A 21589-nucleotide genomic window follows, 5' to 3' on the forward strand; every position below is an offset into this window, starting at 1 on the left:
CGTCACCGGTACCGGAAGAGGGGCGGGCGTCCTGGACGCCCGCCCCTCACCGCTGTTCCGGCGGGGTCAGCAGGGGCCGTCGTCGCCCCAGACGCCCCACTGGCCGCTGGCGCTCGGCACCTCGTTCAGCGTCCACCACTTGGCGTGGTAGTTGTGGCCGTTGTACGAGACCTTGGCGCCCGCGGTGTACGTGGTGCTCGCGCTCCACGCCGGGGCGGTGCAGGTGCCCGGGTTGCCGGTGGGGCTGCCGGTCGGCGTGCCCGGGCCGGTGGGCGGGGTGGTCGGGGGCGTGGTCGGCGGGGTGGTGGGCGGGGTCGCCCCGGCGAACTTCACGGTGTACTTGGTGAAGTCCCAGTCGCTCTGCGCCACGCTGGAGCAGGAGCCGGACAGGCCCGGGTCCACCGGCCCGGTGCACTGGCGGTCCCGGTTCACCGACCAGAAGGTGTAGCGGGCCAGGCCGTGCGCGGTGGCGAAGTCCAGCACGCTCTGGAAGTCGGCCTGGCGGAAGTACTCGGCGGCGTCGGTGCGGCCGTTCATCATCGACACGCCCTCGTGGGCGTACGCGGTGGCCTCGCTCCAGCCGAAGGTGGTCTGCAGGATCTGGTTGAACTTCACCAGCGCGTCGGTCTGCGCCGCGGCGCCGTTGAAGCCGCCGTCGAACGGCATGATCGAGTAGTTGTTCGGCGTGAAGCCCTGCGACTTGGCCTCGTTGAGCATCTGGGTGCCGAACCAGCCGGTGCCGGCGTTGGTCCCGGCCGTGGTGATCGAGACGTACAGGCCGGGGTTGTTCTGCTGGAGGATCCGGGCCGCGCCGATCTCGTTGTGGATGGCGGCGGTGTTCTCGTACTCCGGCTCCTCCAGGTCGAAGTCGATCGCCTTGAGGCCGTACTTGGTGATGACCTGCTGGTACCCGGCGGCGGTCGCCTCCGGGGTGCCGCAGACCTGGCCGAGCTTGGTGCCGCCGTACCCGCCGACCGACACCGAGACGTCCCCGCCCTTGCCGCGGATGGTCTGGATGACGGCGGGCATGGCGGTGTCGGAGTCGATCGAGGAGGTGCCGCCCCAGGCGGGCGAACAGTTGTTGCCCTGGGCGAGGACGAAGGCCAGCTGGAAGGCCTTCTGGCCGGTGGCGTCCATCACGGCGGCGGCGTCCGGCGGGCTGTTGTCCTCGGGCATCAGGTACGGCGCCGAGGCGTACCAGTTGCTGCCCAGGCCGGCGGCGGTGGTGCCGGTGGTGGAGGCGGAGGCCGGGCCGGTGCCGGCCAGGGCGGCGAAGCCGCCGGCGACCAGGCCGAGCACGCCGGCCACGGCGAGGGCGGCCCGGGATCTGCGGGTGGTCGGTGCGGTGCGTGGCTGTGGGGGAAGTACGCGGTGCATCGGGGGGCCTTTCCGGGAGGCATGCGTGGGGGAGGGCCCGTGCGCGCCGGAGGTGGGGGTGGCGCGGGCAGGCCGAACTGTCCCGGGGCGTGGGGTGGTTGCCCAGAGCTCCCACTGGTATAGACCTTTCCCGGAGGGTCGGTCAAGGGTCCGGTCGAGGGCCCGGCCGGGCGGGGGCGGGCGCGGGTGTGGCGGAGGCGCGACGCAGGCGTGACGGCGGCGGAGCGGGACCGCGGAAAGGGAATCGGCTCGTCCGGATCAAAGCTCGATGATCCTCGAATTTGGTCTAGACAGGTTCTCGAACGGTCGGTTAGCTTTCGGACCACGAGATCTCGTGGGTAACCGCACAGCCTCTCCAGTCCACCTTCCCGAGCGGAGGAAAAAATGGTTCAGGCGATTCTCAACCTGGTCGACCGGGCGGTTTCCGGCGGACGCAAGGCGCAGGCCGCCGACGCGTATTGCCAGTGCCCGGCCGGCACCACCACCAACTGCGTCGGCGAGACGCTCTACGTCCGGGAGTGCTGCTCCTGGAACTGTGCCGTCGCCCCCAGCTGCATCACCTACGCGATCGTGGGCGGCTGCTGACCCGACCGGCTCGGCCGACTGATCCGGCCGGCTGACACACGGCCGCCGGTGTCCCCGCCCTGCGTCGGCGGGGGCACCGGCGGAGGGGGAGTCATGACCGCATACCTCTTGCTCGGCTGCCGCGCCGTCATCGCGGTGGTGTTCGCCCGATCCGCCTGGGCCAAGCTCCGCGCCCGCCGCGACTTCCGGTCCGCGCTGCGCGCGATGGCCGTCCTGCCACCCCGGCTGACCGGCGCCGCGGCGATCGGCGTACCGCTCGCCGAAGCCCTCCTCGCCCTGCTGGTCTGGGTGCCCGCACCCGTCACCAGCTGGGCCTTCGCCGCGACCGGCGGACTGATCGCGCTCTTCGCCGCCGTGCTGGTCCGGCTGCTGCGGCAGGGCGCCGACGTCTCCTGCCCCTGCTTCGGGGCCTCCGGCGTACCCGTCACCCGGGCGCACGTGGCGCGCAACCTGGTGCTGCTCGCCGTCGCCGCGGCGGGCCTCGTCGCGGGCGCCGCACCCGACCCCGGCAGCGGTCCGGGCACGGCCGGGGCGGCGGTGGTGCTGCTGGCCGCCGGCTTCCTGAGCGCCCTGATCATCGCCACGGACACCCTGATCGAGCTCTTCTCGACGGCCCGCTGAGCCGCCGCACCGAGTCACCACCTCCCCGCATCCCCGCAATCCGGAACGAGGCGCGAAACCGTCATGTCCACGCTTTTCATCGTCCTCATCGGCGGCATTTCCCTGGTCAATCTGATGCTGACCCTGGCGCTCGCCCGGAAAATCAACAACAACGGTTCGTCGACCTCCTTCGGAAATGTCCGGGTCGGTGTTTCCATGCCCGAGAACCGACTTCCCGACGGCACCCCGGTACCGGAATTCCGGGCGGTTTCGGAAACGGACGGAGAAGTCACCCGGGCGGACCTCGCCGGGGCGCCGGCGGTGGTCGGCTTCTTCTCCGGCAGCTGCGGACCCTGTCTGGAGCAGGCCCCCGACTTCGTCAAGGCGGTCACCGGCTTCCCCGGCGGCCGCGGGCGGGTCCTGGCCGTGGTCAAGGGCAGCGGCCCGGTGGTCGCCGAACTGCGCACCCTGCTGGAGCCGGTGGCCCGGGTGGTGGTGGAGCCCGCCGGAGCCCAGCCCGGCTCCACCGCCGAGGCGTTCGGAATCGTCCGCTGGCCCAGCTACGTCGACGTCTCCGCCGACGGCCGGATCACCAACCACCTCGCCCCGGGCGAGCTCGTCCTCCCGACCGCCGCGCGATGAGCACCCCCTGGTCCGCCGACCCCGGGGCCGAGCCGCCCGGGGCCGGCCGGGCCCTGCGCTCGGCCCTGGCCGCCTGCGCGCTGGCCTGGCGCTCCGGCCGGGCGGCCCTGCTGCTCTCCCTGCTCTGCGGGGTGACGGCCGGTCTGCTGCCCGCCGTCGCCGCCCTGCTGGTGAGCCGGCTGTTCGACCAGCTCGGCGGCGCCGCCCCCGGCTCGCCGCCCGGCCCGACCCCCGGCCCGGCCGCCGGCTCGCTGACCGGCACCTGCCTGCTGCTGATCGCGGCCGGTCTCGGCCTGGCGCTCGCCCCCGCGCTCAGCGAGTACACCCGCGCCCGCTCCGGGCGGGCGATCCGGCTGCGGGTGCAGGAGGAGCTGTTCCAGGCCGTCAACCGGCTGCCCGGGCTGCGTCCCTTCGAGGACCCGCGGTTCCAGGACCGCCTGCGGCTCGCCCAGCAGGCCGGCGGCGCCGCCCCGGACATCCTGGTCGGCGCGGCCTTCGGCAGCCTCCAGGCGCTGATCACCGTGCTCGGCTTCCTCGGCACCGTCTTCGTCGTCGGCCCGCTGCTCGGCCTGCTCACCCTGCTGCTCACCCTGCCCCTGGTGCGCAGCCAGCTGGCGGCCGGGCGCCGCCGGGCCGCCGTCCTCGGCGAGACCATGGCCCGCAGCCGCCGCCAGTCCTTCTACGGCAGCCTGATCGCCGACGTCGACGCGGTGAAGGAGATCCGGCTCTTCGGCCTCCAGGACTTCCTGCGCGGGCGCGCCCGGCGCGAACTGCTGGCCGTCAACGGCGCGGAGGAGCGGACCGACCGGCAGAACCTCGCCCGCCGGCTGCCCGCCTCGCTGCTCGGCGTCGGCGTCTACGCGCTCGGCCTGCTGTGGGCGGTGCGCGCCGCCCGGCACGGCGAACTCTCCCTCGGCCAGGTCTCGATGTGCCTGGCTGCGGTGGCCGGCATCCAGACCGGCGTCGGCCAGCTCGCCGCCGGCGGCGCCTCCGCCTACCAGGCCGCCCTCACCTTCGACCACTACCGGGCGCTCGGCCAGGCCCCGCCCGACCTCACCCCGGCCGCCGACCCGCGCACGCCCGGTGCGCTCACCGGCACCGTCGAGTTCCAGGACGTCTGGTTCCGCTACCACCAGGACGCGCCGTGGATCCTGCGGGGCGTGGACCTGACCCTGCGGGCCGGCGCCGTCACCGCCCTGGTCGGCCTCAACGGCGCGGGCAAGAGCACCCTGGTCAAGCTGCTGTGCCGGCTCTACGACCCGGACCGCGGCCGGATCCTCTGGGACGGCGTCGACATCCGCGCCTTCCCGCCCGAGGAGTACCGGCAGCGGATCGGCGTCGTCTTCCAGGACTACTGCCGCTACGACCTGACGGCGGGCGAGAACATCGGCCTCGGCCGGCTCGCCCACCTCGACGACCCGGACCGGATCACCGCCGCCGCCCGCGCGGCCGGCATCCACGAGCGGGTGCAGCGCCTCGACGGCGGCTACGGCGCCCTGCTCAGCCGGATCTTCCTGCCGGAGGGGACGGACGCCGGCTGGGGCCGCTCCCTCTCCGGCGGGGAGTGGCAACGGCTCGCCGTGGCACGGGCGTTCATGCGACGCGACGCCGACCTGATGATCCTGGACGAACCCAGCGCCGGGCTCGACGCCGCCGCCGAACAGGAACTCCACGACAACCTGCGGGAGTTGCGCCGGGACACCGGCAGCCTGGTGATCTCGCACCGGCTGAGCACGGTGCGCGAGGCCGACCTGATCGTGGTGCTCGGCGCGGGGCGGGTGGTCGAGGAGGGGACGCACCGGGCGCTGATGGCGCGCGGCGGCCCGTACGCGGAACTGTTCACGCTGCAGGCGTCCGGCTACCAGGACGCCGCCGTACCGGCCCCGTCGGCCGGCTGACCGGAGGAGGCGGAGCGATGCGGCTGTTCCTGGTGCTCGCCCTCGCGGGGCTCGCCGCCGCGGCGGCCGGACTGGTGCTGCTGCGCACCGCGCTGTCCGTGGTCGTGGTGGCGGGGCCGAGCATGAGCCCGGCGCTGCGGCCCGGGCAGCGGGTCCTGGTCCTGCGGCGCGGCCTGGCCCGGCTGCGGGCGGGGCGGATCGTGGTGGTCGCCCCGGCCGGGCTCGCCGCCAGGGGTGGCGGGCCGGTGGGCGGCGGGCTGGTGGGTGACGGTCCGGTGGGCGGTGGTCCGGCGGGTGACGGCCCGGCGGCCGCCCGGCCCGTCCGGCTGCTGGTGAAGCGGCTGGCCGCGCTGCCCGGGGAGCCGGTGCCGCCGCCGGTCCGCCCGGTGCTCCCGGCCGGCACCGTGCCGGGCGGGCACGTGGTGCTGCTGGGCGACAACCCGGATTTCAGCACCGACTCCCGGCTGTGGGGCGCGGTGCCCGCGGACCGCGTGGTCGGGGTGGTCCTCGACCGGGTGCGGCTGCGGGGCTGAGCGGCGGCCCGGCCAGGTTCGCTCGGGCCGGGTTCGCTCGGGCCGGGTTCGCTCAGGCCGGTGCGGTCACCGTCGGGAGCAGGCCGGCCCGCACCCCGGCGAGCAGCCCGCCGACCGCCGGGGACCAGGGGCGCCCGGTCGGCCCGGTGAGGGTGAGGGTGCGGTGCACGGCGGGCCGGATCGGCACCAGGACGCACTCCGGCGGCAGCATGGTCACGGCCAGCGCGGGCATCACCGAGACGCCGACGCCCGCGTGGACCATGCCGATCAGGGTGTTGAGGTCGCGGATCCGGTGCCGGGGCGTGAAGCGGGTGCCGGCCCGCCGGTAGGCCTCCCGGATGTGGCGCTCGCAGCCGCCCTCCGAGAGCAGGAAGTCGTCGTCCTCCAACTCGCCGACGTGGACGGTCGGCCGGCCGGCCAGCGGGTGGTCCCGGCGCAGCAGCGCGTGCATCGAGTCGGCGCCGAGCGCGACCGCGCCGGGCGGCAGCGGCCCGGCGTCGACCAGGACGGCGGCGTCCACCGTGCCCGCCTCCAGCCACGTGGTCAGTTCGACGTCCTCGCCCTCGAAGACCCGCACGGTGACCTGGGGGTGCGCCGCCTTCCAGTCCCGCAGCAGCCCGGGCAGCAGGGCCTGGCAGACCGTGGTCGGCGCGGCCAGCCGCACGGTGCCGGTGAGGCCGCCGCAGTGCCGGGTCGCGATGGTGCGGACGGCCGCCGCGGAGGCGACGGCGGTGCGGGCGTGCGGCAGCACCTGCTCGCCGAGCGGGGTGGGGCGGCAGGGGGCGCCGCGCCGCAGCACGGGGGCGCCGAGCGCGCGTTCCAGAGCGGCGACGGCGTGCGAGACGGCGGACTGGCTGATGCCCAGTTCGTCGGCGGCCGCGCCGAAGCCGCCGGTGTCGGCGACCGCGACCAGCGCCCTGAGCTGGGCCAGGTTGACCTCCGCTGCCATGAGACTTCCTTATCCCCCAAGCATCGTCACTTGTTGGACTCATGTTCCGTCGGTGGGCCACCCTCTGTCCAGAACGCGGGAACGGGCCGCGCGGCGGACACGGGAACGGACGGGGAGGTGGTCGGGGTGCGGCGCTGGTGGCCGGGCTTCGTGGCACTGTCGGCGATCTGGGGCGCCAGCTTCGCCCTGATCAAGGTGGCGGTCGACGCGGGGGTGCCGCCGGTGTGGGTGGCGCTGTGGCGCAGCCTGCTGGGCGCCGCCACGCTCTGGGCGGTCCTGCTGCTGCGCGGCGAGCGGGCCCCGCGCGACCGGGCCCTGTGGGGCCACTCGGCGGTCGTCGCGGTGCTGCTCAACACGGTGCCGTTCACCCTGTTCTCGTTCGGCGAGACCAGGGTGAGCTCGGTGCTCGCCGGAGTGCTGAACGCGACCACCCCGCTGTTCACCCTGCTGTTCACGGTGCTCACCGTCCCCGAGGAGCGCCACCCGGGAGCCCGCCGGCTGGCCGGCCTCGGGCTCGGCTTCGTCGGCGTGCTCACCGTGCTCGGGGTGTGGCGCGGCCTCGGCCCGGGGGCGGGCGCCGGCGCCCTCGCCTGCCTGGCCGCCGCGTGCTGCTACGGCGCGGGCTTCGCCTACCTGCGCCGCTTCCTGTCCGGCCGCCCGGAGTCGGTCACCACCCTCTCCGCCGTCCAGATCACCTGCGCCACCGCCGAACTGGCCCTGGTCGCCCCGCTCGCCGCCGGCGCCCCGCACTGGCCGGGCGGGTCGGCGGCCACCGCCCTGCTGGTGCTCGGCGCGCTCGGCACCGGGCTCGCGTACCTGCTCAACCTCGGCCTGGTCCGCACCGCCGGGACGGCCGTGGCCTCCGCCGTCACCTACGTCATGCCGCTCTGGTCCACCGCGCTGGGCGCCGCCCTGCTCGCGGAGCCGGTCGGCTGGAACGCCCTGGCGGGCGGCGTCCTGGTGATCGCCGCCGTCGCCCTCACCCGCCCGCCCAGGACCCCGGCGGCCGCGCCCGCCCCGTCGGGCACCCCCGCCCCGTCGGGCCGGGCCGTCCGGACCACCAGCGCGGCGCCGGGCGGGGCGACCCGCCGCCCGGCCGGGTGACTCCGGCCGCTCCACCCCCTGCGCCCTGGGCCTCGGCCCCGCCGCGCGGTCGGGCTGACGTTCGGTGGCCGGTGGATTACGGGTCGTGCCCGGAGGGCCGCTAGGGTGGCCCCCGTGGTGAGGTCGTGGGATGCGGCGGTCGAGCGGGCGCAGGACCGGTTGGCGGCGGGGGTGCGGTTGCGGGCCGTCGCCGACGGGGAGGAACGGCGGTTCGCCCGTTGGGACTTGGCGTCCCTGCTGGAGGGCGGTCCGGGCGAGCTGGTGGACCCGGACGGGCTGGACCTGCCCGCCGAACGGGCCTGGCGGGAGCGGCTGGGGGAGAGCGGCCGGGACTGGCCGGGCGGTGAGCTGTACCGGCGCCGCTACTGGATCCTGGACGCGCGGGGCGAGGTCGCCGGGACGGTCGCGGTGGACAACTGGACCAAGGGCCCGAGCCAGCTCGCGGTGTCCTCCCTCTACCTGCGGCCGCAGGCGCGCGGGCAGGGGCTGGCCGCCGCCGCGCTGGACGAGGTGTACGCGGCGGCCACCGCCGAGGGCCTGCCGGGCTTCCGGCTGGAGGCGCACTGGGGCTGGCAGTCGGCGGTCCGCTACTACCTGCGCCGCGGGCTGTGGGTGGTGGGCTGGAAGCGCTCGCTGTCGTTCGCCCGGATGCCCCAACTCCCCTCGCACCGGGTGCGGGAGGAGGACGGACGGCTGCTCCTGCTGGTCGCGGACCGGCAGCGCGGCTGGGTGCCGATACTGGCCGCAGGGCAGGAGGGCCGCTGGCTGCGGCTGGACGAGACGGCGCACTACCGGGGCTGTGACGGCTGGGTGCACGAGTACGCCCGGTCGACGCTGGCGCTGTACCTGGCGCTGGCGGGCCGGCCGCTGGTGCGCGGACCGCAGTGGTGGGCGGAGGCCTGGCGCTGGGCGGAGGCGGGCGAGCCGGAGGGCCTGGCGGCCAGGATCGAGGAGTTCGAGCGGACCGAGCGGGCGGCGGGCCGTGCCGTGGCCGGGCCGTACCGCCCGGTGGTGCTGCCGGAGGCGCCACCGCTGGTGTCGCCGCGGCTGGCAGACTCGGGGGATGGCTGAGATCGAGATCGACGGCGCGCCCGCGGACCCGGCGCGGCTCGCCGCGCTGGGACTGCTCAACTACGGGCACTTCACCACCCTGCGGGTCGAGGCGGGCGCTGTCCGCGGTCTGGAGCTGCACCTGGACCGGCTGGTCCGGGACTGCCGGGTGCTGTTCGCCGCCGAGCTGGATCGGGCGGTGGTCCGGGAGCGGATCCGTGCGGCGCTGCCGTCCGACGGCGGGCCGGGGATCGTCCGGGTGACCTGCTACGACCCGGCGCTCGGCCTGGAGCGCCCCGCCGCCCCGGCCGCCCCCGTCCTGCTGGTGACCGCCCGCCCGGTCGGCGCCGCGCAACCGGCCCCGCTACGGGTGCGCACGGTGGCCCACCGGCGGGAGCTGCCGGCGGTGAAGCACGTCGGCCTGTTCGGCCTGGTGCACCACCGCCGCGCGGCCCAACTCGCGGGATACGACGACGTGTTGCTGACCGACGGGGACGGCCTGGTGACCGAGGGGGCGACCTGGAACGTCGCCTTCCTGGCGGGGGAGCGGCTGGTGCTGCCCGCCGGCCCCGCGCTGCCCGGCGTCACCGAGGCGCTGCTGAGCGGTGCGTACGACGGTCCGCGGTCCCGCGAGCCGGTCCGCGTCGACGAGCTGGCGCGCTTCGACGCGGCCTTCGCGCTGAACGCGGGCGTCGGCCTGTGGCCGCTCGCCGCCGTCGACGGCACCGCCTTCGACCCGGCCCATCCGCTGCTCGCCGACCTGCGCGCCGCCTACCTCGGGATCGCCGCCGACCCGGTGTAGGCGTCGGGCGGGTGCAGGGGCCGGGTGGGCGCGGACGGCGGTTCGACGTGGGCGGCGGGCCGGGGCGGACCGGGGGGCCGGGGCGGGCCGTACGAGCGGATCGCCCGAACGGGTGACAAACCTCGGGTGAACCGGTGCAAAGGCGCGGCCGACCTGCCCAAAACCCTTGGGTGCGGCCGTTTGTGAGGTGAGATCAGCTACGCTCTCGCCCGCCCCGCCCGAGCCGTCGAAGCAGAGAGTAGCCACCCCATGAGCAGTCCTCCTGCCGCCCCCGCGCCCCGTTGGCCGCTGGTCCTCCTGCGCGCCACCGCCACCACGCTGGCGCTGCTGGCCCTGCTCCAGGCCATGCTCGCCGGCAGCTTCCTCAACGGCACCTACGACTCCCTCAAGGACCACGAGGACAACGCCATGCTGCTGGCCACCGTGGTGGTGCTCCAGCTGGTGGCGGCCGCGCTGGTGCTCCGGCCCGGCGGCGGGCCGCGCTGGCCGCTGTGGACCACCGCCCTGCTCGCCGTCGCCGTGACCGGCCAGATCGGCGCGGGCTACGCCCGGTCGATCGGGCTGCACGTCACCCTCGGCGTGCTGCTGGTCAGCGGCATCCTGTTCGGCCTGGTCGGCGCCTGGCGGCTGCCGCTGCCAGCCCGGGCGGCCCTGCCCGAGCCGGGCCCGGACGGCGGCGGACGGCTGCCGCGCCCCGGCGGGCCGGTGGCGGTGGAGCGGTGAACCGCCGCCGGTTCCTCGGCCTCGGCGCCTCGGTGCTCGGTGCGGGCGCGGTGGCCGCCGTCGCCGTGCCGTCGGCGGCGTACCTGTTCGCGGAGGGCCGCCCCGGGCGGCTGCTCGGCAGCGACCTGGCCCTGCCCGCGGCCTTCCAGGTCCCGCTGCCGGTGCCGGCCGTGCTCCAGCCGGTGCGCAGCGACGACGGCGGCGACCACTACGAGATCACCCAGCAGGTCGCGAAGCTGGAGATCCTGCCCGGGGTGCGGACCGAGGCCTGGACCTACGGCGGGACCTTCCCCGGTCCGACGGTGGTCACCCGCTCCGGCCGGGCCGCGGTGGTCAAGCACCGCAACCAGCTGCCGGTGCCCTCGGTGGTCCACCTGCACGGCGGGCACACCCCGGCGGACAGCGACGGCTACCCGGTCGACCTGCTGCTGCCGGTCGGCTCCCCCGACCCCGCCGCCTCCGCGATGGACGGCATGGCGGGGATGGCGGGCATGGCGGGAACGCCGGGGATGCGGCACATGAGCGGCCACACCCTGGTCGGCGAGCGCACCCACACCTACCCGGGCAAGCAGCGCGCCGCCACCCTCTGGTACCACGACCACCGGATGGGCTTCACCGGCCCCGGCGTCTGGCGCGGCCTGGCCGGGTTCCACCTCGTCCAGGACGACGAGGAGGCCGCCCTGCCGCTGCCCCGCGGCGAACGCGACCTCCCGCTGATGCTCGCCGACCGCTCCTTCGCCGCCGACGGCTCCTTCAAGTACCCGGCCGCGGACGCCTCGTCGACCAAGCCGGGCGTCACCAACGACTTCATGAACGGCGTCCTCGGCGACGTCATCCTGGTCAACGGCGCCCCGTGGCCGCGCCTGGACGTCGACCGCGCGCACTACCGGCTGCGCCTGCTCAACGCCTCCAACTGCCGGCTCTACCGGCTCGAACTGGACCCGCAGCCCGCCGGCGGCGACGCGCTGGTCCAGATCGGCTCCGACGGCGGACTGCTTGCCGCCCCGGTCACCCACGACGGGATCGAGATCGCCCCCGCCGAGCGCTTCGACGTGGTCGTCGACTTCTCCCGCTACCAGCCGGGCACCCAGGTCCGCCTGGTCAACCGCTTCGGCAGTGGGCGGACCACCGAGGTGATGCGCTTCGACGTCTCCTCCCGGGCGGTGGACGACGGCGCCACGGTGCCCGACAAGCTGTCCACCGTCGAGCAGTTGGACCCGGCCGCGGTCGTCGCCACCCGCGACTTCGCCTTCCGGCGCAGCGGCGGCGACGGCTGGACGATCAACGGCGACCCGTACGAGCCCGGGCGCAGTCTCGCCGCCCCCGCCCTCGGCCGGGTCGAGCGCTGGCGCTTCTCCACCGACGTGCACCACCCCGTGCACGTCCACCTCGACCCCTTCCAGGTGGTCGCGCGCAACGGCAAGGGCCCGGGCCCGTGGGACGCGGGCTGGAAGGACACCGTGGACCTGCGGCCGGCCGAGACGGTGGAGGTGCTGGTGCGGTTCGGCGACTACGCGGGGACGTACATGCTGCACTGCCACAACCTGGAGCACGAGGACATGGCGATGATGGCGGACTTCACGGTGGGCTGAGCCCGCCCCGCCCCGCTGGGGTGTCCCTGTTCCCCCCCGGTTCGTTCCGCTCCTCCGTTCGGCCCAGTGCCGGAGGGCGCGCGCCGCGCCCTCCGGCACGCTGGTCCCAGCGCCGCGCCGACGGGTGCGGCCGCCGGGTGACGGACGGAGCCGCCGCATGACCACCCCCGCCGAACGCCGCCGTACCGGCCGGGCCGCCCGTGAACGGGTCTCCCGCTCCGAGCACGGCCGGTGGATCCCGGCCGCGGACCGGCCCGACCCGCTCGGCCTGCTGGAGGCCCAGGGCGCGGACCGGGTCGCCCGGCTGCTGCCGATCCGCTACGGGCGGATGGCCGACAGCCCGTTCGGCTACCTGCGCGGCGCCGCCGCCGTGATGGCCGCCGACCTCGGGGCCGTCCCCGACACCGGGCTGACCGTCCAACTCTGCGGCGACGCCCACCTGTTGAACTTCGGGGTGTACGCCTCGCCGGAACGCGCGCTGCTCTTCGACGTCAACGACTTCGACGAGACCCACCCCGGGCCCTTCGAGTGGGACGTCAAACGCCTCGCCGCCAGCATCGCGGTCGCCGCCCGGGACCGCGGCCAGGACGACGACCGCGCCCGGCGCGCCGCCCGCACCGCCGTCCTGGGCTACGCCGCGGCGATGCGCCGGCTGGCCGGCCTCGGCGAACTCGACGTCTGGTACAGCCGGATCGACACCGCCGACCTGCTGGCGCTGGTCCGCAGGACCAAGCGGCGCAAGGCCGTCGAGGCCGGCCTCGACCGCGCCCGGCGCCGCACCAGCCTCCAGGCCTTCGGCAAGCTCACCGAGGAGCGCGACGGCCGGCGCCGGATCATCAGTGCGCCGCCGCTGGTCGAGGAGCTGGAGCGGAGCGAACTGCGCGGCGTCGGCAAGGTGTTCAGCGACTACCGGGCCACCCTCGCCGAGGACCGGAGGGTTCTGCTCGACCGGTACCGCTTCGTCGACGCGGCGATGAAGGTGGTCGGCGTCGGCAGCGTCGGCACCCGCTGCTACATCGTCCTGCTGGAGGGCCGGGACACCCGCGACCCGCTGTTCCTGCAGCTCAAGGAGGCCGGCCGGTCGGTGCTGGAGGACCACCTGCCGCCCACCCGACTGGAGGCCGAGGTCGCCGCCCACCACGGCGGGCGCCGGGTGGTCACCGGGCAGCACCTGATGCAGGCCGCCAGCGACATCTTCCTCGGCTGGACCACTGGCCCCGCCGGGCGGCACTTCTACGGCCGCCAACTGCGCGACATGAAGGGCTCGGTGGAGGTCGACACGATGACCGCGTCCGGCCTGCGCGCCTACGCCGACCTGTGCGGGCGCGCCCTCGCCCGGGCCCACGCCCGCACCGGCGACCGCCTCGCCGTCGCCGGCTACCTGGGCGGCGCCGACACCTTCGCCGACGCCGTCGCCGACTTCGCCCTGCACTACGCGGACCGGACGGCGGCCGACCACCGGGAACTGGTCGAGGCGATCGCCTCGGGCCGGATCAGGGCCACGCGGGGGGTGTGAGGGCGAAGAGGCCGCCCGGCCCGACATCGGCCACCTCCGGGGCGGGATCGTGTTCCGGGTCCGCGACCGACCCTTTCGGGCTGTCGGGCTGTCGGGCTGTCGGATTCGGTGTCAGTGGGGTGTGCCAGGGTGACCGCATGCTGGCGATCACGGTGCAGACGAACGACGAGCGGCTCCCGAGGGTGACCGCGGACGAACTGGCGGGGTTGGTCCGGCGCATCGGCGCCGGGGCCGACACCTTCCTCGTCGTGCAGCGGATACCGGATCTGCCGGACGTCTACATCCAGGTGTGGCACAAGGCGGGTGGCCACTACGCGCTGGAGCACCGCGACGGCTCCGCCGCCCGGCACTTCGAGGTGCGGGTGGACGGGCCGGAGGCCGTGGTCGCGGCGATGACGGGCTGGGCGCGGCACGAGCCGGGCTGGGGCGAGGGCCTGGCCTGGGCGCCGCTGGACTTCGGTCCGGCGCCCGAGCCGGTGCCCGCGCCGGAGCTGGCGGCCGAGGAGCGGCGGCAGTTGGAGGAGCAGCTGCGGCTGACCCTCGCCGGCGGCTACACCGACCGTGCCCGGCTGGCCGAGCAGGCCGAGGAGTACCTGGTGTCGGGCGACCGCCGCCCGCTCTCCCGGGCCCAGGCCGAGCAACTCGCCGACCGGCTCTGGCTGGAGCGGGTCGGCGTGCAGAGCGGCTGGATCGGCGAGACGGATCCGGAGCGCCTCGCCCGGGCCTTCGCCGCGCTGGAGGCGGGCGGCATCACGGCGCGGGAGGACTTCGCCTGCTGCCGTTCCTGCGGGGAGGCGGAGATCGGCGCGGCCGGGGTGCCGGAGGCCCGGGGCTTCGTCTACTTCCACTCCCAGTGCACCGAGTCGGCCGCCGCCGGCCGCGGCCTGTCCCTGCTCTACGGCGGCTTCGACGGCTCCGCGGCGACCACCGCGGCCGTCGGCCGGGAGGTGGTGGCCGCCCTCGCGGCCGTCGGCCTGCCGGCGGTGTGGAGCGGCGACCCGTCCGACGCGATCGAGGTACGCCCGCTGCTCTGGCGCCGCCGGCTGGTCGGCTGACCACGGACGGAGCCGACCACGGACGGAGGGGAGGACCGAACGATGAGCGCTGATGTGCTGTCGGTGATCCCGACCGACCCGTACTGGCAGCCGGACGCGGCGGCGGCCGAGCGGGCCCGGGCGCTGGCGGCCGAGTTCCTCGGCGAGGACGACGGCGCCGAGCTGGAGTCGACCTGGCACGAGCGCACGACCCTGGTCGACTGCGGCGCGAACCTGGAGCGGATCGGCTGCCCGCACTGCGGCGGCGCCGTCCCGCTGGGGTGGTGGTCCGAGCTGATGGAGGAGCACGCCGAGGGCGGCTTCGCGACGCTCGCCGTGACGGTGCCCTGCTGCGGTGCGGCGACGACCCTGGACGCCCTGGACCACGACTGGCCGTGCGGCTTCGCCCGTTTCGAGCTGGAGGTGTGGGACCCGGAGCGACCCTGGTTCACCGAGGCCCAGGCGGCGGCCCTGGCCACCGCCCTCGGCCACCCGGTCCGGCAGATCAGGGCGCATCTGTGACGACGGGCCCGTGGGCCCCGGGCGGCCGCCGCCGCCCGGGGGGTTCCGGGGGCCTCAGGGCACCAGCAGGTGCAGGGCCTCGGGTCGGACCGTGACGTCGGCGGGGAGGGCGGTGATGAACTCGCCGTCGGCGTAGGCGGTGATGCCGGGGGACTCGATCCGCAGGGAGGCGGTGCGCAGGGTGGTGACCTCCGGGTGGCTGGTGTGGGTGCCCTTGAAGAGGGTGGGGAAGAAGCGGGCGATCCGCAGCCGGGGCATGGCGTCGACGAGGGTGACGTCGAGCAGGCCGTCGTCGGGGAGGGCGGCGGGGCAGATCAGCATGCCGCCGCCGTAGCTGCGGGTGTTGCCGACGGCGGCGAGGGTGAGGTCGCGTTCGATGACGGTGCCGTCGGCGAGGGTGATCCGGAACGGCAGCGGTTTCAGGTTGGCGAACTCGGCGAGGATGGCGAGGTTGTAGCGCATCCGGCCGCGCGGCCAGCGCAGCCGGTTGGCGCGGTCGCTGACCAGCGAGTCGAAGCCGCTGGCGAGGACGGAGCCGTACCAGCGCACGGAGCCGTCCGGGCCGGTGATCCGGCCGAGGTCGACGGCGCGGGTGCGGCCGGCGGCGATGACGTCGGCGGCGGCCTCGGGGTCGCCGATGGGCAGGCCGTACTCGCGGGCGTGGTCGTTGCCGGTGCCGGCGGGTATGACGCCGAGCGGGACGGCGGTGTCGGCCAGGGCCTGGAGGGCGAGGTTGATCATGCCGTCGCCGCCGACCACGGCCACCGCGTCGGCCCCGCCGGCCGCCGCCGCGCGGGCGAGGCGGACGGCGTCGTCGGCGGAGCGCCCGGCCTGCGGGTCGACCTCGACGCCGAGGGCGCGCAGCCGGGCGACGGCCCGGTGGGCGGCGGGTTCGGCGTGGCCGGTGCCCGCCGCCGGGTTGGTGAGAACGGTGACCCTGCGGATGACGGTTCTCGGCGCGGTCACGGGATCAGCTTGCCGGGGTTGAGGATGCCCGCCGGGTCGAGTTCGGCCTTGACGGCGCGCAGGACGCGCACGCCGAGGTCGCCGATCTCGTCGGTCATCCAGGGCCGGTGGTCGGCGCCGACCGCGTGGTGGTGGGTGATGGTGCCGCCCGCGCCGAGGATGGCGTCGCCGGCGGCCTGCTTGGCGGCGCCCCAGCGGGTGAGCGGGTCCTCGCCGAGGGCGGCGACGACGGTGAAGTAGAGCGAGGCGCCGGTCGGGTAGACGTGCGAGATGTGGCACAGCACGAGCGAGCCGGGCAGGGCGGTGGTGAGGGCCTCGGTGACGGCGGCGCGCAGGCCGGCGAGCCGGCTCCAGTCGGTGGCCGTCTCCAGGGTCTCGCAGAGCGCGCCGGCGTTGAGCAGCGAGTCGCGCAGGTAGGGCGCGTTGAACCGGCCGTGCTCCCAGGCCCGGGCGGGCGCTTCGCCGAGCGAGGTGCCACCGGCGGCGAGCAGGACGGCGCGGGTGAGGTCGTGCCGGGCGGCGACCTGTTCGGCGGTGCCCTCGAAGACGGTGACGGCGAGGCAGCCGCTGACGGCGGGGGCGCCGCCGATCTGCTCCGTGAGGGCGAGGTTGATCATGGTCTCGGCCTCGTCGGAGAGCCGGATCACGGTGGGGCCGGTGCCCTGCTGCTCGACGGCGCGCAGCGCCGCCGCCCCGGTGGCGAAGTCGGGGAAGCTCCACGCCTCGTACGCCTTGACGGCGGGCAGCGGGTGCACGCGCAGGCGCACGGCGGTGATGACGCCGAGGGTGCCCTCGGAGCCGAGGAAGAGCTGGCGCAGGTCGGGGCCCGCGGCGGAGGCGGGGGCGCGGCCGAGGTCGAGCGTCCCGCTGGGGGTGACCACGCGCAGGCCGCGGACCATGTCGTCGAAGCGCCCGTGGCCGGCCGAGTCCTGGCCGGAGGAGCGGGTGGCGGCGAAGCCGCCGATGGTGGCGTACCGGAAGCTCTGCGGGTAGTGGCCGAGCTCCCAGCCGCGCTCGGCGAGCAGGGCCTCGGCGGCGGGGCCGGTGAGGCCGGCGCCGAGCACGGCCTCGCCGGAGGTCTCGTCCAGGTCGAGGAGCCGGTCGAGGCGGCGCAGGTCGAGGGAGACGACGGCCCGCAGGCCGCCGCGCTCGGGGTCGAGCCCGCCGACCACGCTGGTGCCGCCGCCGAACGGGACGACGGCGAGGCGGCGCTCGGCGCAGACGGCGAGGACGGCGGCGATCTCCTGCTCGCTGCCGGGCAGCAGGACGGCGTCGGGCGCGTCCTGCTCCGCGCGGCTGCGGCGGCGCAGCAGGTCGGGGGTGGACTTGCCGCCGGCCCGGGGCAGCCGGTCGGCGTCGGCGGTGCTGACGTGCTCCCCGCCGACGGCTGCGGCGAGCGCCGCGACGTCCTCGGCGGTGGCCCGGGTGGGGCGCAGCACGACCTCGGCGGCGCTCGGCCCGGGGGCGGCGTCGCCGGTGACGCCGAGGGCGGCGGCGAGCAGTCCCTTGATGTCCGCGGACAGCTCCTTGGCGAGGGCCGGGTCGCCCCAGGCGTTCCACTTCATCGGGGGGAGCGGCAGCGCGGCTGCGGCCGCTCCCGCTTGCGTCTCAGGTGCCATGCGTTACAGTTTCACACATCATGTCAAGTAGTAACGCCACGGCCGGAGCGCCGCGCAGTACCGATGACGCGATCCTGGACGCCGCCGCCGACCTGGTCGTGCACCTCGGCGTCCGCCGCACCCAGCTGGCCGAGATCGCGCGCCGCGCCGGGGTCAGCCGCCCGACCGTCTACCGGCGCTGGCCGGACGTCCAGGCGGTGATCGGGGCGCTGCTCACCCGCGAGATCATGGCCACCCTGGAGAGCACCTCGCTGGGCGTACCCGACCGGGGGACCCCGGGGGACCGCGGGACCGCCGTGGACCGGGAGACCTCCGTGGACCAGGAGGTTTTTGCGGGCCGGGAGGCCTTCATGGGCCGCGAGGCCTTCGTGGACCAGGTGGTCGAGGTCGCCGTCCGGCTGCGCGACCACCCCGTGCTCGGCGCCCTGCTCCACTCCGACGACTCCGACCTGCTGCTCCAGTACGTGGTGGAGCGGCTCGGCGAGAGCCAGCGCGGCCTGCTGGAGGCGCTGCGCACCGGCATCGCCCTCGGCCAGGCCGACGGTTCGGTCCGGGCCGGGGAGCCGACCGAGCTGGCCGCCATGGTCCTGCTGATCGCCCAGTCCACCGTCCAGTCGCACCGCATGGTCGCCTCCCTGCTGCCCGAGGCGGCCTGGCGGCGCGAACTGGCCAGAGCGCTGAACGGATACCTCGCGCCATGACCTCCAAGGCCGACCGCTTCGCCGGCACCGCCCAGCTCAACGGCGTCCGACGGACGCACGAACTCGACGCGCTCGCCGCCGACCCGCGGATCGACCTGCTGGTGATCGGCGGCGGGGTGACCGGCGCCGGGGTGGCGCTGGACGCCGCCGCCCGCGGCCTGCGGACCGTCCTCGTCGAGGCCCGCGACCTGGCCTTCGGGACCAGCCGCTGGAGCTCCAAGCTGGTGCACGGCGGCCTGCGCTACCTCGCCTCCGGGCGGGTCAAGGTCGCCCGGGAGAGCGCCGTCGAGCGCGGCGTGCTGATGACCCGCACCGCCCCGCACCTGGTCCGCGCGCTGCCCCAACTGGTGCCGCTGCTCCCGGACCTGCTGCGCCCGGGCCAGGCCGCGCTGATCCGCGCGGGCTTCCACGCCGGGGACGCGCTGCGGCTGAGCGCCGGGACCCCGGGCGCCCTGCTGCCCCGGGTCCGCCGGATCGACGCGGCCCGGACCAGGCAGCTGGTGCCGGGCGTGCGGACCGACGGCCTGCGCGGCGCGCTGGTCGCCAACGACGGCCAACTCGTCGACGACGCCCGGCTGGTGGTCGCGCTGGCGCGCACCGCCGCGCAGTACGGCGCGAGCGTGCTGACCCGGGTGCGGGCCGAGTCCGTCACCGGGACCTCCGCCGAGCTGGTCGACGCGCTCAGCGGTGAGTCGGTGACCGTCACCGCGGGCGCGGTGGTCAACGCCACCGGGGTGTGGGCTGGCGAGGTGGACACCTCGATCAAGCTGCGCCCCAGCCGGGGCACCCACCTGCTGGTGGACGCCGCGACCCTCGGGTACCCGGTGGCCGCGCTCACCGTGCCGGTGCCCGGCTCCACCAGCCGCTTCGTCTTCGCGCTGCCGCAGCAGCTCGGCCGGGTCGCCGTCGGCCTGACCGACGAGGACGCCCCGGGCCCGGTCCCGGACGAGCCGCAGCCCACCGAGGCCGAGCTGGACTTCCTCCTCGACACCGTCAACGCGGCCCTCGCCACCGCGCTGACCAGGGCGGACGTACGCGGCGCCTACGCCGGGCTGCGCCCGCTGATCGACACCGGGGGCGGGAACACCGCCGACATCTCCCGGGAGCACGCGGTGCTGGAGTCCCCGTCCGGGGTGATCACCGTGGTCGGCGGCAAGCTCACCACCTACCGGCGGATGGCCGAGGACGCGGTGGACACCGCCGTCCGGCTGCGCGGCCTGCCCGCCCGCACCTGCTGGACGGCCCGGCTGCCGCTGGTCGGCGCCCCCGGCCACCGGGACAGCCGCCCGCTGCCGATCCAGGGGGTGCCCGCCTCGCTGGTCGCCCGGCACGGCGGACTGTCCCACGAGGTCATGGCGGCGGGGGAGTCGGCGCCGGTGGCGGAGGGCCTCGACGTGACCCGCGCCGAGATCGCGTACGCGGTCACCCACGAGGGCGCGCTGGACGCCGCCGACGTGCTGCACCGGCGGACCAGGATCGGGCTGGTGGCGGAGGACGCCGAACGGGCCCGGAAGGCGGTCGAGGAGATCGTCGGGGAACTCGCCGCCGCGGAGTAGCGGGGCAGCGGGGTGTCGGGGACGCGCTGGGCGTTCAGCCGCCCTGGGGGAAGGGAGCGAGGTCCGGCTCGACCCAGGCGGTGCGGGCCCGGTCGCCGGCCAGGGTCTCCGGTCGGTAGTGGCGGGCGAGCAGATCACGGTCGAGCAGCTCGGGGTGGTGCGCGCAGAACTCCTCGAAGTCGGCCGCGCCGCCCTCGGCGTGGCGGGCCACCAGCTCGACCCAGGCCCTGGTCATGGTGACGTGGAACCTCTGCGGCGCCCCGGCCTTCGTGGCGGTGCGGCGGATGCCCTCGCCGACCAGGTCGAGCGCGGCGGCGGCGCCGTGCCGGCGGACGGCGAGCCAGGTGAGCCGGACGTGCTGCGGGTGGCCGAAGCGTTCGGCGCCGGCCATCACCTCGCGCAGCAGCTCGTCGAAGGCGTCGGGGGCGTCGGGGGCGGTGGGGGAGGTCATCGGGAGGCCTTCGGGCGGGCGGCGGTGGACGGGGGATTGTAGTGTTCCACGGCATTCCTCCGCACATGCCCCTTGTGGGCCGGATCAGCGCGCGGTGTGCTCCGGCATCGGGTGTTCGGCGCCCGCCAGCTCCAGCACGCAGGCCAGCGGGTGCTCCGCCCGGCCCGTCCGGTCCAGTCGGACGGCCAGGGGCCGCGGCGGTTCCTCGGCGAGTTGCCCCGACAGCGTCAGCGGGTAGCCGCCGTGGCCGTGGGTGCGGTGGAAGGCGCACTCCTTGCCGTCCACCAGCAGTTCGGTCTCGGTGATCCAGCCGGAGCGGACGTTGACGGTGACCGAGTGTCCGTCCCGGTCGAGGTGGAAGCTGTACCGCTGGCGCATGGAAACCTCCCGCGAGGGGCCTCGGAACGGGGACGGCCAAGGGGATCCACCGCCAGTCTAGGGCCTGTCTCTTGGATTCTGCCGGGTCAGGCCGCGGCGTTGGGGTGCGTGCATCGCAAGGCGGAGGAGGGAGCCACTGCGGAGCATTGGTGACCGACGACAACGCGGCGAGGTGCGTGCCCCGGCGTCGCGGACCCGGCAGAATCCAAGAGACAGGCCCTTTGGTCGGACGTATCCTCTCGGCGCTCCGGCCGGTACCGTGATCGGAGTTCGGAGTTCGCAGGGATCGGGGGGCGATCGGTTCCCGCCGCGGCCCCTGAGAAATCCCCGGGGCCGGGCCCGCCTGCAGGCGGATTCTCGTGATCTCTACAGTGTTGTAGATTCGTCCGCAGGGAGAGATCCGAGGAGGGCATTGTGGGAGTTTCGCTGGCCAAGGGCGGCAACGTCTCGCTGAGCAAGGAGGCGCCCGGACTGAGCGCCGTGATCGTGGGTCTCGGTTGGGACGTCCGCACCACCACCGGAGCCGACTACGACCTGGACGCCAGCGCGCTGCTCTGCAACGCGCTCGGGAAGGTGGTCTCGGACCAGCACTTCGTCTTCTTCAACAACCTCCGCAGCCCCGAGGGTTCGGTCGAGCACAGCGGCGACAACCTGACCGGTGGCGGCGACGGCGACGACGAGCAGATCAAGATCGACCTGGACCGGGTGCCGGCCGACGTCGCCAAGGTGGTCTTCCCGGTGTCGATCTACGACGCCGACGCCCGGCTGCAGAACTTCGGCCAGGTCCGCAACGCCTTCATCCGGGTCGTCAACCAGGCCAACGGCCAGGAGATCGCCCGCTACGACCTCACCGAGGACGCCTCGACCGAGACCGCGATGGTCTTCGGCGAGCTGTACCGCAACGGGGCCGAGTGGAAGTTCCGCGCCATCGGCCAGGGGTACGCCTCCGGTCTGCGCGGCATCGCCACCGACTACGGCGTGAACGTCTGAT

At 75.4% G+C, this 21589-nt stretch carries 22 protein-coding genes; 16 read left to right on the forward strand and 6 right to left on the reverse strand.

Going from position 1 to position 21589, the window contains the following annotated elements:
• Window positions 1-66: 66 nt before the first annotated feature.
• On the reverse strand, window positions 67-1377 hold the full coding sequence (locus tag ACFXOZ_RS14195) for a carbohydrate-binding protein (protein ID WP_380524229.1): 1311 nt from the start codon (window positions 1375-1377) through the stop codon (window positions 67-69).
• 384 nt (window positions 1378-1761) lie between these two features.
• Here ACFXOZ_RS14195 and ACFXOZ_RS14200 point away from each other — a divergent pair, with 384 nt between their 5' ends.
• The 5 genes from ACFXOZ_RS14200 (at window position 1762) to ACFXOZ_RS14220 (ending at window position 5635) form a co-directional block, all read left to right on the forward strand.
• Complete coding sequence (locus ACFXOZ_RS14200) at window positions 1762-1962, forward strand: hypothetical protein (protein ID WP_375894266.1); 201 nt, start codon at window positions 1762-1764, stop codon at window positions 1960-1962.
• Between the two features lie 93 nt (window positions 1963-2055).
• Window positions 2056-2583, forward strand: a complete 528-nt coding sequence (locus ACFXOZ_RS14205; protein ID WP_375894263.1) for a MauE/DoxX family redox-associated membrane protein — start codon at window positions 2056-2058, stop codon at window positions 2581-2583.
• Between the two features lie 63 nt (window positions 2584-2646).
• A complete protein-coding gene (locus ACFXOZ_RS14210) occupies window positions 2647-3204 on the forward strand; it encodes a TlpA family protein disulfide reductase (RefSeq protein ID WP_380524233.1) in 558 nt (185 codons plus the stop codon).
• A complete protein-coding gene (locus tag ACFXOZ_RS14215) occupies window positions 3201-5102 on the forward strand; it encodes an ABC transporter ATP-binding protein (protein ID WP_380590283.1) in 1902 nt (633 codons plus the stop codon). Before ACFXOZ_RS14210 ends, ACFXOZ_RS14215 begins: the two co-directional genes overlap by 4 nt.
• A 17-nt stretch (window positions 5103-5119) precedes the next feature.
• A complete protein-coding gene (locus ACFXOZ_RS14220; protein WP_380590286.1) occupies window positions 5120-5635 on the forward strand; it encodes a S26 family signal peptidase in 516 nt (171 codons plus the stop codon).
• 52 nt (window positions 5636-5687) lie between these two features.
• On the opposite strand, the gene ACFXOZ_RS14225 is transcribed toward ACFXOZ_RS14220, so the two are convergent.
• Window positions 5688-6584: a LysR family transcriptional regulator gene (locus ACFXOZ_RS14225; RefSeq protein ID WP_380590289.1), complete on the reverse strand. Its 897-nt coding sequence runs from the start codon at window positions 6582-6584 to the stop codon at window positions 5688-5690.
• Window positions 6585-6710: 126 nt separating this feature from the next.
• Between ACFXOZ_RS14225 and ACFXOZ_RS14230 the strand changes: the two genes are divergently transcribed.
• The 8 genes from ACFXOZ_RS14230 to ACFXOZ_RS14265 all read left to right on the forward strand — a co-directional run bounded on the left by ACFXOZ_RS14230 (window position 6711) and on the right by ACFXOZ_RS14265 (window position 14927).
• The gene (locus tag ACFXOZ_RS14230; RefSeq protein ID WP_380524239.1) at window positions 6711-7688 is read left to right on the forward strand and encodes a DMT family transporter; all 978 of its coding nucleotides are present in this window, start codon (window positions 6711-6713) and stop codon (window positions 7686-7688) included.
• A gap of 114 nt (window positions 7689-7802) precedes the next feature.
• Entirely contained in the window at window positions 7803-8759 is a 957-nt protein-coding gene (locus ACFXOZ_RS14235) for a GNAT family N-acetyltransferase (RefSeq protein WP_375894246.1), read from the forward strand.
• A complete protein-coding gene (locus tag ACFXOZ_RS14240) occupies window positions 8752-9540 on the forward strand; it encodes an aminotransferase class IV (RefSeq protein ID WP_380590292.1) in 789 nt (262 codons plus the stop codon). The genes ACFXOZ_RS14235 and ACFXOZ_RS14240 overlap by 8 nt, the downstream gene beginning before the upstream one ends.
• 249 nt (window positions 9541-9789) lie before the next feature.
• On the forward strand, window positions 9790-10263 hold the full coding sequence (locus ACFXOZ_RS14245) for a hypothetical protein (protein ID WP_375894240.1): 474 nt from the start codon (window positions 9790-9792) through the stop codon (window positions 10261-10263).
• A complete protein-coding gene (locus ACFXOZ_RS14250) occupies window positions 10260-11855 on the forward strand; it encodes a multicopper oxidase family protein (protein WP_380590295.1) in 1596 nt (531 codons plus the stop codon). The genes ACFXOZ_RS14245 and ACFXOZ_RS14250 overlap by 4 nt, the downstream gene beginning before the upstream one ends.
• 157 nt (window positions 11856-12012) lie before the next feature.
• Complete coding sequence (locus tag ACFXOZ_RS14255) at window positions 12013-13371, forward strand: DUF2252 domain-containing protein (protein ID WP_380590298.1); 1359 nt, start codon at window positions 12013-12015, stop codon at window positions 13369-13371.
• 137 nt (window positions 13372-13508) lie between these two features.
• A complete protein-coding gene (locus tag ACFXOZ_RS14260) occupies window positions 13509-14426 on the forward strand; it encodes a DUF6891 domain-containing protein (RefSeq protein WP_380524248.1) in 918 nt (305 codons plus the stop codon).
• A 42-nt stretch (window positions 14427-14468) separates the two neighbouring features.
• Window positions 14469-14927: a hypothetical protein gene (locus ACFXOZ_RS14265; protein ID WP_380524250.1), complete on the forward strand. Its 459-nt coding sequence runs from the start codon at window positions 14469-14471 to the stop codon at window positions 14925-14927.
• Between the two features lie 54 nt (window positions 14928-14981).
• Here ACFXOZ_RS14265 and ACFXOZ_RS14270 read toward each other — a convergent pair whose 3' ends face one another.
• Both ACFXOZ_RS14270 and ACFXOZ_RS14275 read right to left on the reverse strand, forming a co-directional pair.
• Entirely contained in the window at window positions 14982-15893 is a 912-nt protein-coding gene (locus tag ACFXOZ_RS14270) for a diacylglycerol kinase (protein WP_380590301.1), read from the reverse strand.
• The gene (locus ACFXOZ_RS14275) at window positions 15890-17512 is read right to left on the reverse strand and encodes an FAD-binding oxidoreductase (protein WP_380590304.1); all 1623 of its coding nucleotides are present in this window, start codon (window positions 17510-17512) and stop codon (window positions 15890-15892) included. Before ACFXOZ_RS14275 ends, ACFXOZ_RS14270 begins: the two co-directional genes overlap by 4 nt.
• Window positions 17513-17532: 20 nt before the next feature.
• On the opposite strand from ACFXOZ_RS14275, the gene ACFXOZ_RS14280 reads away from it, so the two are divergent.
• On the forward strand, window positions 17533-18213 hold the full coding sequence (locus tag ACFXOZ_RS14280; RefSeq protein WP_380590307.1) for a helix-turn-helix domain-containing protein: 681 nt from the start codon (window positions 17533-17535) through the stop codon (window positions 18211-18213).
• Window positions 18210-19769 carry a glycerol-3-phosphate dehydrogenase/oxidase gene (locus ACFXOZ_RS14285; RefSeq protein WP_380590310.1) on the forward strand — a complete coding sequence of 520 codons (1560 nt, stop codon included), beginning with the start codon at window positions 18210-18212 and terminating at the stop codon, window positions 19767-19769. Before ACFXOZ_RS14280 ends, ACFXOZ_RS14285 begins: the two co-directional genes overlap by 4 nt.
• Before the next feature lie 34 nt (window positions 19770-19803).
• Here the strand turns inward: ACFXOZ_RS14285 and ACFXOZ_RS14290 are convergent, their stop codons facing one another.
• Together ACFXOZ_RS14290 and ACFXOZ_RS14295 are read right to left on the reverse strand one after the other, a co-directional pair.
• Complete coding sequence (locus tag ACFXOZ_RS14290) at window positions 19804-20220, reverse strand: hypothetical protein (RefSeq protein WP_380590313.1); 417 nt, start codon at window positions 20218-20220, stop codon at window positions 19804-19806.
• Between the two features lie 84 nt (window positions 20221-20304).
• Window positions 20305-20598: a hypothetical protein gene (locus tag ACFXOZ_RS14295; protein WP_375894208.1), complete on the reverse strand. Its 294-nt coding sequence runs from the start codon at window positions 20596-20598 to the stop codon at window positions 20305-20307.
• A gap of 414 nt (window positions 20599-21012) precedes the next feature.
• Between ACFXOZ_RS14295 and ACFXOZ_RS14300 the strand changes: the two genes are divergently transcribed.
• A complete protein-coding gene (locus ACFXOZ_RS14300) occupies window positions 21013-21588 on the forward strand; it encodes a TerD family protein (protein WP_375894205.1) in 576 nt (191 codons plus the stop codon).
• Window position 21589: the final 1 nt, after the last annotated feature.

Source organism: Kitasatospora sp. NPDC059160 (assembly GCF_042755465.1).
Lineage (GTDB): Bacteria > Actinomycetota > Actinomycetes > Streptomycetales > Streptomycetaceae > Kitasatospora.

Excerpts from the sequence above, each read along its gene's own strand:
- ACFXOZ_RS14195 (WP_380524229.1), bottom strand. The coding sequence starts at position 1,377 with ATGCACCGCGTACTTCCCCCACAGCCACGCACCGCACCGACCACCCGC.
- ACFXOZ_RS14200 (WP_375894266.1), top strand. The coding sequence starts at position 1,762 with ATGGTTCAGGCGATTCTCAACCTGGTCGACCGGGCGGTTTCCGGCGGA.
- ACFXOZ_RS14205 (WP_375894263.1), top strand. The coding sequence starts at position 2,056 with ATGACCGCATACCTCTTGCTCGGCTGCCGCGCCGTCATCGCGGTGGTG.
- ACFXOZ_RS14210 (WP_380524233.1), top strand. The coding sequence starts at position 2,647 with ATGTCCACGCTTTTCATCGTCCTCATCGGCGGCATTTCCCTGGTCAAT.
- ACFXOZ_RS14215 (WP_380590283.1), top strand. The coding sequence starts at position 3,201 with ATGAGCACCCCCTGGTCCGCCGACCCCGGGGCCGAGCCGCCCGGGGCC.
- ACFXOZ_RS14220 (WP_380590286.1), top strand. The coding sequence starts at position 5,120 with ATGCGGCTGTTCCTGGTGCTCGCCCTCGCGGGGCTCGCCGCCGCGGCG.
- ACFXOZ_RS14225 (WP_380590289.1), bottom strand. The coding sequence starts at position 6,584 with ATGGCAGCGGAGGTCAACCTGGCCCAGCTCAGGGCGCTGGTCGCGGTC.
- ACFXOZ_RS14240 (WP_380590292.1), top strand. The coding sequence starts at position 8,752 with ATGGCTGAGATCGAGATCGACGGCGCGCCCGCGGACCCGGCGCGGCTC.
- ACFXOZ_RS14245 (WP_375894240.1), top strand. The coding sequence starts at position 9,790 with ATGAGCAGTCCTCCTGCCGCCCCCGCGCCCCGTTGGCCGCTGGTCCTC.
- ACFXOZ_RS14255 (WP_380590298.1), top strand. The coding sequence starts at position 12,013 with ATGACCACCCCCGCCGAACGCCGCCGTACCGGCCGGGCCGCCCGTGAA.
- ACFXOZ_RS14260 (WP_380524248.1), top strand. The coding sequence starts at position 13,509 with ATGCTGGCGATCACGGTGCAGACGAACGACGAGCGGCTCCCGAGGGTG.
- ACFXOZ_RS14265 (WP_380524250.1), top strand. The coding sequence starts at position 14,469 with ATGAGCGCTGATGTGCTGTCGGTGATCCCGACCGACCCGTACTGGCAG.
- ACFXOZ_RS14275 (WP_380590304.1), bottom strand. The coding sequence starts at position 17,512 with ATGGCACCTGAGACGCAAGCGGGAGCGGCCGCAGCCGCGCTGCCGCTC.
- ACFXOZ_RS14280 (WP_380590307.1), top strand. The coding sequence starts at position 17,533 with ATGTCAAGTAGTAACGCCACGGCCGGAGCGCCGCGCAGTACCGATGAC.
- ACFXOZ_RS14285 (WP_380590310.1), top strand. The coding sequence starts at position 18,210 with ATGACCTCCAAGGCCGACCGCTTCGCCGGCACCGCCCAGCTCAACGGC.
- ACFXOZ_RS14290 (WP_380590313.1), bottom strand. The coding sequence starts at position 20,220 with ATGACCTCCCCCACCGCCCCCGACGCCCCCGACGCCTTCGACGAGCTG.
- ACFXOZ_RS14295 (WP_375894208.1), bottom strand. The coding sequence starts at position 20,598 with ATGCGCCAGCGGTACAGCTTCCACCTCGACCGGGACGGACACTCGGTC.